Source organism: Streptomyces sp. RG80 (assembly GCF_040446465.1).
In the GTDB taxonomy this organism is placed as follows: Bacteria; Actinomycetota; Actinomycetes; order Streptomycetales; family Streptomycetaceae; genus Streptomyces.
Genome location: NZ_JBEAAJ010000008.1, coordinates 608323 through 616840, shown reverse-complemented (window position 1 = coordinate 616840; position 8518 = coordinate 608323). Strand labels below are relative to the sequence as shown.

Genomic DNA, 8518 nt, shown 5'->3' with positions numbered 1-8518 from the left:
TCGGGCGACCTTCTCGTCGAGGTGCTTGGGCAGCGTGTAGACGCCGATCGGGTACTCGGCCTGCTTGGTGAACAGCTCGATCTGGGCCAGCGTCTGGTCCGCGAAGGAGTTGGACATCACGAAGGACGGGTGGCCGGTGGCGTTGCCCAGGTTCAGCAGACGGCCCTCGGACAGGACGATCAGCACCTTGCCGTCGGGGAACTTCCAGGTGTGGACCTGCGGCTTGACCTCGTCCTTGACGATGCCGGGGATCTTGGCCAGGCCGGCCATGTCGATCTCGTTGTCGAAGTGGCCGATGTTCCCGACGATGGCCTGGTGCTTCATCCTGGCCATGTCGGAGGCCATGATGATGTCCTTGTTGCCGGTCGTGGTGATGAAGATGTCGGCCTTGTCGATGACCTCGTCGAGGGTCGTGACCTGGTAGCCGTCCATCGCCGCCTGGAGGGCGCAGATCGGGTCGATCTCGGTGACGATGACGCGGGCGCCCTGTCCGCGCAGGGACTCCGCGCAGCCCTTGCCCACGTCGCCGTAGCCGCAGACGACCGCGGTCTTGCCGCCGATGAGGACGTCGGTGGCCCGGTTGATGCCGTCGATCAGGGAGTGGCGGCAGCCGTACTTGTTGTCGAACTTCGACTTGGTGACGGCGTCGTTCACGTTGATCGCCGGGAAGAGCAGCTGGCCGTCGCGCTGCATCTCGTACAGGCGGTGGACGCCGGTCGTGGTCTCCTCGGTCACGCCGCGGATCTCCGAGGCGAGCTGGGTCCACTTCTGGGAGCCGTTGCTGATGGTGCGGTTCAGGAGCTCGAGGATGACGCGGTGCTCGTCGTTCTCGGCGGTGTCGACCGAGGGGACCTTGCCGTCCTTCTCGTACTCGACGCCCTTGTGGACGAGGAGGGTGGCGTCACCACCGTCGTCGAGGATCATGTTCGGGCCGCCGGTGGGGGTGTTCGGCCAGGTCAGCGCCTGCTCCGTGCACCACCAGTACTCCTCCAGCGTCTCGCCCTTCCAGGCGAAGACCGGGACGCCCTGCGGGTTGTCGGGCGTGCCGTTCGGGCCGACGGCGATGGCGGCGGCCGCGTGGTCCTGGGTGGAGAAGATGTTGCAGGACACCCAGCGGACCTGGGCGCCCAGGGCGACCAGGGTCTCGATCAGCACGGCGGTCTGCACGGTCATGTGCAGCGAGCCCATGATGCGGGCGCCGGCCAGCGGCTGGGTGGCGGCGAACTCCTTGCGGATCGCCATCAGACCGGGCATCTCGTGCTCGGCGAGGGTGATCTCCTTGCGGCCGAACTCGGCCAGGGAGAGATCGGCGACCTTGAAGTCCTGTCGGTTGTCGACAGTCGTCATTGCGAGCTGCTCCTCGAGGTTGGGGCGAGGTGGGTAGGGCTGGTCTGCGCGGCGGCGGACACAGGGGTGCCCGAAAGAGGACACAGGCATGCCCGGTGCGCGCAGCGCAGTCCGTCGGAGGCCCTCTCTCCCTCGGCCGGTCCGCACAGGGACCGCCCGACCGCCATCAGCAGCGACGTCTGGCTCCGTCCCAAGCTACACCGGTACGCCCGGGCGCCCCCAGTCCACCTCCGAACACATCGAGCCGAGCACGAGGCAGTCACGAGAGGGGGACAGTGTGGCCATGCCATCGATAACAGGACACCCACGATCGTGGGACCAGGAGCCAACAGGCCATGGCAACCCGGGACTTTTGAACCTTTGAGCGGGGCACCGCGTGCTGCAGGATGCAAGGGATCGGGAGCATCTGATCGATCTCGCGGGGCGTCCGGGACGGCGTTCCGCGCGAACAATGGCGTTAGGAGATCGACGTGACCAGTCCGGCCGGCCCTCCCCCCACGGGCGGCGGCAGTGGCGAGCAGCAGCGGTTGAAGCTGCTCGCGGTGACCGCCTGCCCGACCGGCATCGCTCACACGTACATGGCGGCGGAGAAACTCGCGCAGGCCGCCGAGAGCCGCGGCATCGACATGAAGGTGGAGACACAAGGCTCCATCGGGGCCGAAAACATACTCGATGACAACGATGTCAACACCGCGGACGGCATCATCGTCGCCGCCGACAAGGATGTGGACCTGAGCCGTTTCGTGGGCAAGCGGGTCCTGACCGTCGGGGTGGCGGAGGGGATTCACCATCCCGAGGAGTTGATCGAGCGGGTGCGGTCGGCGCCTGTGCACCAGCCGGGCGGGGTGCCCGCGGCGGGCGGCCAGGCGGGCACGGGCGGCGGCAAGGAGCGCAGCGTCGCATACAAGGCCCTGATGAACGGGGTCAGTTACATGATCCCGTTCGTGGTGGTCGGCGGGTTGCTGATCGCGATCTCGCTGTCGCTCGGCGGGCACACGGACCCGTCCGGCGGTCTCGTCATCCCGAAGGACTCCTTCTGGATGGACGTGAACAACATCGGTGTCATCGGCTTCACGCTGATGGTGCCGATCCTGTCCGGATACATCGCGTACGCCATCGCCGACCGCCCCGCCCTCGTGCCCGGCATGATCGGCGGCTGGATAGCCAATACCGGCGCGCTGTACGACTCCAAGGCGGGCGCCGGGTTCATCGGGGCGATCGTGACCGGGTTCCTCGCCGGGTATCTGGTGTTGTGGATCAAGAAGGTCAAGGTCCCGAAGTTCGTCCAGCCGATCATGCCGATCATCGTGATCCCGATCGTGGCGACCACGGCGTTGGGACTGTTCTTCATCTACGTGATCGGGAAGCCGATCTCCTGGGTGTTCGAGCACCTGACCGACTGGCTGAGCGGGATGACGGGGACGAGCGCGATCCTGCTCGGCGCGATTCTCGGGCTGATGATCGCGTTCGACATGGGCGGGCCGGTCAACAAGACGGCGTTCCTGTTCGGCGCGGGCCTCATCGCGACCGGCAACCAGACGGTGATGGGCATGTGCGCGGCCGCGATCCCGGTGATGCCGTTGGGTCAGGGCCTCGCCACGCTGATACGCAAGCGGCTGTACACCGAGCAGGAGCGGGAGACCGGGCTCGCGTCGCTCTTCATGGGCTGCTTCGGCATCTCCGAGGGTGCGATCCCGTTCGCGGCGGCGCGGCCGGCGCAGGTCATCCCGGCCAACATGCTCGGCGGCGCGGTGGCCGGTGCCATCGCCGGAGTCGCCGGCGTCGAGGACGCGGTGCCGCACGGCGGGCCGATCGTGGCGGTGCTGGGTGCGGTGAGCGGCGTGCCGATGTTCTTCGTGGCCGTGGCGATCGGCACGGCCGTCACCGCGCTGACGACGGTCACCCTGGTCGACATCGGCGAGCGGAGGCGGCGCGGCGAGGCGGTCGTCGGGGTGCCGGCGGTCGGGCCCGAGCCGGTGCTGGTCGGGGCGGGTGCGGGTGTTGTGGTGCCGGGTGCCGGTGCCGTCGTAGCGCAGAAGGCCGTACGGGGGTCCGTGGCGGCGCCCGCCGAGAACGCCACGGCCGGGATCCTCTCCGGGTATCTCACCGAGCGGACCGTGAAGGTCGGGCTCGACGCCCGGGACAAGGAGGCCGCCGTCCGGGAGTTGGCCGGGCTGCTGGCGCTGAGCGGTGCGGTCGCGGACGTGGACGAGCTGGTGGCGACCGCGCTGCGGCGTGAGGAGCAGGGGACGACCGGGCTCGGTGAGGAGATCGCGATCCCGCATGCCAAGACGGATGCGGTGACCGCTCCGGTCGTCGGGTTCGCGCGGTCCGCCGAGGGCATCGAGTGGGGCTCTCTGGACGGTACGAGGGCCAGGCTGGTGTTCATGATCGCCGTACCGGAGGCGGCCGCGGGTGATGAGCATCTGCGGATCCTGGCGTTGCTGTCGCGGAAGTTGACGGACGCCGGGTTCCGGGAGCGGCTGACAGCGGCGCCGGACGAGCGGGGGATTTTGGAGGTGCTGGGCGAGATCCGGTAGGCGGAGGGATTGTGCGGGCCGCGTTCGTCGAGGGCTCGGCCCGCACCGTCCGTTCACAGGCGACCGCTACTCTCTGCGCCGCGGATGGTCCGCGTGGGGAGGGAGTGGCGCGATGGGCAAGGCTCGGGGGCTGGGGATCGCGGCCGTCGTGGTGGGGCTGGTCGGACTGTTGTCGGGGCTGGGTGGCCTCGGTTACGCGCGGTACGCCTTCGGGGGTTCCGTCGTGTCGAGCGAGAGCATGACGCCGACGTACGGGCCGGGTGACCGGATCGTCTACGAGCGGATCGACGCGGACGAGGTGCGGCGCGGGGATGTCGTGGTGTTCTCGGCGCCCGAGCGGTACGGCTTCGCCGGGCTGGTGATGGAACGGGTCGTCGGGGTCGGCGGCGACCACGTGCAGTGCTGCACCGGAGAGGGAACGGACGCGCACCTTTCCGTGAACGGGAAGCCGCTCCGGGAGCCGTATGTGAAGGACGGGGACTCCCACGGCGGGTACCCGGACTCCTACGACGTGCGGGTACCGAAGGGGCGGTTGTTCCTGTTGGGCGACCACCGCGCCAACTCCCGTGACTCGCGGGCCTTCCCCGACGACCACGGTGGGACGCTGCCGGCGTCCGCCGTCCAGGGTCGGGTGCTCGACGACCACACCGTGCCGACGGCTCTCGGGGTGGCGATGATGGTCGGCGTGGTGCTGGTGCTGGTCGCCGTCGGGCTGGGGATCACCGCCATGGTCGTACGGCGGAAGGCGCGGGCCGCGGTGCCGCCGGCGCCTCCCTGGGCGTTGCAGAGCTGAGAGCCGAAGGGGCCCACCGGGCGTGCGGTGGGCCCCTTCGACGGGTGTCAGTGGCCGGCTTCGTGCTGCGCCGGTCCGCCGGGCGTGGCCTCGCGGTCGGGGCCCTTGGCGGCCTCGGTCTCGCTGAAGATGTCGGGCTCGAGGTAGATGACGCGGGCGATCGGGACGGCCTCGCGGATGCGGGCCTCGGCGGCGTTGATGGCGTTCGCGACCTCGGTGGCCGTGTCGTCGTGCTGGACGGCGATCTTGGCGGCGACCAGCAGTTCCTCGGGGCCGAGGTGGAGCGTGCGCATGTGGATGACGCGGGTGACGGTGTCGCCGTCGACGACCGCGGCCTCGATCTTCTGGACCGCCTCGATGCCCGCCGACTCACCGAGGAGCAGGGACTTGGTCTCGACGGCCAGGACGAGCGCGATGAGGATGAGCAGGACGCCGATGCAGAGGGTGCCGATGCCGTCCCAGACGCCGTCGCCGGTGGCGAGGGCCAGGCCGACGCCGCCGAGGGCGAGGATCAGACCGACCAGCGCGCCGAGGTCCTCCAGGAGGACGACGGGCAGTTCGGGCGCCTTGGCGTGGCGGATGAACTGCTTCCAGGTCTGCCGGCCGCGCAGCCCGTTGGACTCCTTGATGGCCGTCCGGAAGGAGAAGGACTCGGCGATGATCGCGAAGACGAGGACACCCACCGGCCAGTACCAGTGCTCGATCTCGTGCGGGTGCTTGATCTTCTCGTAGCCCTCGTAGATCGCGAACATGCCGCCGACCGAGAAGAGCACGATGGAGACGAGGAAGGCGTAGATGTAGCGCTCGCGGCCGTATCCGAACGGGTGTTGCGGGGTGGCCTCGCGCTGGGCCTTCTTGCCGCCGAGGAGGAGCAGGCCCTGGTTTCCGGAGTCGGCGAGCGAGTGGACGGACTCGGCGAGCATCGATGACGAGCCGCTGAAGAGGAACGCCACGAACTTCGATGCCGCGATCGCGAGGTTGGCGGCGAGTGCCGCCACGATCGCCTTGGTTCCGCCTGACGCGCTCATGAGTTCGCGTTGTCCCTTCCATACGCCGTCCCGGGCGCCCCTCGTGGGCTTTGCCCGGCCTTTGCCGGTGGGCCATTGTTGCAGCCCTTCCGCACAGCGCGGCGTCAGGTGTCCACAGCCCCGGTCATACGATCACAGTGGCTCGGAAGAGCGTGCCGGTGCCCGTCACCGCTGCCTTCTCACCTGCGGGAACGAACACCGACCGACCGGGGCTCAGTTCGTGGTCGCCCGCCCGGACGGAGCCCGCCGTGCAGAGAAGGATCTGCGGGGTGGCACGGGTGAGGTCGTGGGCGGCACCGCCGTCGGGGAGGACGTACCTCGACAGCCGGAACTCGTCGATGGGGGTCTCGTAGACCTCCTCACCGTCCGGGGACGCCTCGGGGCGCAGCACGCCCGCGTCGGCGGCCTCGAAGCGGACGATGCGCAGGAGTTCGGGGACGTCGACGTGCTTGGGGGTGAGCCCGCAGCGCAGGACGTTGTCGGAGTTGGCCATGATCTCGACGCCGAGGCCGCTCAGGTAGGCGTGCGGGATGCTGGCGCCGAGGAACAGGGCCTCGCCGGGCTGGAGTCGGACGTGGTTCAGGAGCATCGCGGCGATGACGCCGGGGTCGCCCGGGTAGTGGTGGGCGATGTCGGCGTACGGGGCGTATTCGCCGCCCAGGCGGGCGCAGGCGGCCGCGGCCTCGCCGACCGTACGGGCCATCTCCTCGCGGTCCGCGCCGAGTACGGCGGTGAGGACCTCGCGCAGCGCCGCGTCCTCGGGGTGGGCGTGCAGCAGGTCGACGTACGGCTTGAGGGAGTCGACACCGAGGCCGGCGAGCAGGTCGGCGGCCTTCAGGGGGTCGCGGAAGCCGCACAGGCCGTCGAACTCGGTGAGCGCGCAGATGAGTTCGGGCTTGTGGTTGGCGTCCTTGTAGTTGCGGTGCCCGGCGTCGATGGGGATCCCGCGCCGCTCCTCGTCCTCGTAACCCTCCTTCGCCTGCGCCAGGTCGGGGTGCACCTGGAGGGAGAGGGGGGCGCCGGCGGCGAGGAGCTTGAGGAGGAAGGGCAGGCGGGGTCCGAACTTCGCCACGGCCGCGGCGCCCAACTCCCTTTCCGGGGCGGCCTCGATGACCTCGACGAGCGTCCCGCGCGCGGTGCGCGAGGGGGCGCCCGGGTGGGCGCCCATCCACATCTCCGCCTGCGGTTCACCGCTGGGTGCGACGCCGAGCAGTTCGGAGATGGCGGTGGTGGAACCCCAGGCGTAGGGGCGGATCGTGTTGTCGAGGCGGTCCATGGGGTTCTTTCTGTACGTCGGTCAGGGCGTCCCGAGCATGATCAGGCGCCGGAAGCGAGCGCCAGGTAAACCGCGGCGAAATCCGTGACGGCGATCAGTTCCGCGAGGGTCTCCAGTTCGCCGCCCTCCTCCGGTTCCAGCTCGCTGATGGGGGTGTCGTGGCTCAGGGCCAGGTCACGGGCGGCGGGGGCGGCGGTGAGGCCGCCGAGGGGACGGTCGCGCAGCAGCACCACGCGCGCGTGCATCGCCGGTGGCTCCTCCACGCGGTCGCGGAAGAAGTCGTCCGGGTCGGCGCTGGCGGCCAGCGGACCGGCGAGCAGGGCGTTGTGGGCGGCGAGCGCCTCGGGCAGCTCGGCGACCAGGGCGGGGCGGCCCGCGAGCTCGGCCAGGGCGGCGGCGAAACGGCGGCCCGCCGGACCTGCCGAGACGCCCTCCGTCCAGATCACCGGCAGCGAGTCGGCGAGCTCGGCGGCCAGGGTCTTGGCGGGATTGCTGTACGTCGCGATGGCCGGCCCGCAGCGTTCGGCGATGTGGTCCAGGCGGTCGGCGACCTTCTCCAGGGCGTCCGGCGGCGCGGCCAGCAGACCGGTGCGGTCGAGGATCGCGAGCAGCGGGGTGAGCAGCGCCCACAGCACTCCGGGGGCGGACGCGGCGAGCGCTTCGTCCTGCTCGTACGGGGCTGTCGCGAGGGGGACGAAGAGGCCGTGGGCGCCTTGTACGGCCTCGACGAGCGGGGTGCCCGCGGGGGCCACGGCGACGACCGTGCAGCCGCGACGGTAGGCCTGGTCGGCGAGAAGGGACAGGCCCGGTTCGGTGCCGTCGGGCGTGGCGATCAGGAGCAGGTCGACCGAGCCGGTCCAGCCCGGGAGCTCCCAGCGCAGGGCGCCCGCGGCGGGGGCCACGCCGGCGGGGGCCAGGCGGGTGACGGGGCTGCCGGCGCCCGCGAGGGTGCCGAGGAGGTCGGCCACGCAGATGGCGGCGGCGCCGGGGCCGGCGATGAGGACCGCGCGCGGGCGGCCGTCGGGCTTGAGTTCCTGGACGCCCGCCTCGGTGGCGTGCCTCACCGCGGTGCGGACGCGGGCGCCTGCCTCGGCGGCGCCGCGGAGCAGGCCTCGGCGGTCGGCCTCCGAGAGGGCCTCGGGGGTGTCGAGCAGCGATTCGTCGAGCATGGGCGGCAGCCTCCTGGGGTCGACGGGGGTCGTCGGTTACGCGGTCGCCGTGGCGTGGGTGTCGCCTTGGCGTCGGTGTCGTGCGTATCCGGGTCGCCGGTGCCGCTTACGCGGGGCGGCGGGCCTCGTCGACGAGGAGGACGGGGATGCCGTCTCGGACGGGGTATGCCAGGCCGCAGTCCTGGCCGGTGCAGATCAGCTCGGTGTCCTGCTCCTTGAGGGGGGCGTGACAGGCCGGGCAGGCGAGGATCTCCAGGAGGCCGGCTTCGAGCGGCATGGGGTGTCCCTTCGGGGGCTGTGCGGATGCCTGTGCGTGCGTGTGCGGATGTGCCTGGTCAGGGTACCGCCGGTGGGGGGTGGGTGCC

7 protein-coding genes are annotated in these 8518 nt (G+C 70.6%); 2 read left to right on the top strand and 5 right to left on the bottom strand.

Annotation, left to right across the window (positions count from 1 at the left end; translation table 11 throughout):
• Positions 1–1347, bottom strand: a 1347-nt coding sequence (ahcY, locus tag ABKA17_RS29715; RefSeq protein ID WP_353695341.1) for an adenosylhomocysteinase, incomplete at its 3' end; no start/stop codon positions are given.
• 470 nt (positions 1348–1817) lie between these two features.
• Here ahcY and ABKA17_RS29710 point away from each other — a divergent pair.
• Entirely contained in the window at positions 1818–3887 is a 2070-nt protein-coding gene (locus ABKA17_RS29710) for a fructose-specific PTS transporter subunit EIIC (RefSeq protein WP_353695340.1), read from the top strand.
• A gap of 112 nt (positions 3888–3999) precedes the next feature.
• Positions 4000–4680, top strand: coding sequence for a signal peptidase I (gene lepB, locus ABKA17_RS29705; RefSeq protein ID WP_353695339.1), 681 nt, complete (start codon positions 4000–4002; stop codon positions 4678–4680).
• Between the two features lie 47 nt (positions 4681–4727).
• On the opposite strand, the gene ABKA17_RS29700 is transcribed toward lepB, so the two are convergent.
• From ABKA17_RS29700 to ABKA17_RS29685, 4 genes are all read right to left on the bottom strand, one after another.
• Positions 4728–5708 (bottom strand): cation diffusion facilitator family transporter, encoded by a 981-nt coding sequence (locus ABKA17_RS29700; protein ID WP_353695338.1) that lies wholly within the window; start codon positions 5706–5708, stop codon positions 4728–4730.
• 124 nt (positions 5709–5832) lie between these two features.
• Positions 5833–6984, bottom strand: a complete 1152-nt coding sequence (manA, locus tag ABKA17_RS29695) for a mannose-6-phosphate isomerase, class I (protein WP_353695337.1) — start codon at positions 6982–6984, stop codon at positions 5833–5835.
• 41 nt (positions 6985–7025) lie between these two features.
• The gene (locus ABKA17_RS29690) at positions 7026–8153 is read right to left on the bottom strand and encodes an SIS domain-containing protein (RefSeq protein ID WP_353695336.1); all 1128 of its coding nucleotides are present in this window, start codon (positions 8151–8153) and stop codon (positions 7026–7028) included.
• Positions 8154–8259: 106 nt separating this feature from the next.
• On the bottom strand, positions 8260–8430 hold the full coding sequence (locus ABKA17_RS29685; RefSeq protein WP_007382472.1) for a Trm112 family protein: 171 nt from the start codon (positions 8428–8430) through the stop codon (positions 8260–8262).
• Positions 8431–8518 lie beyond the last annotated feature (88 nt).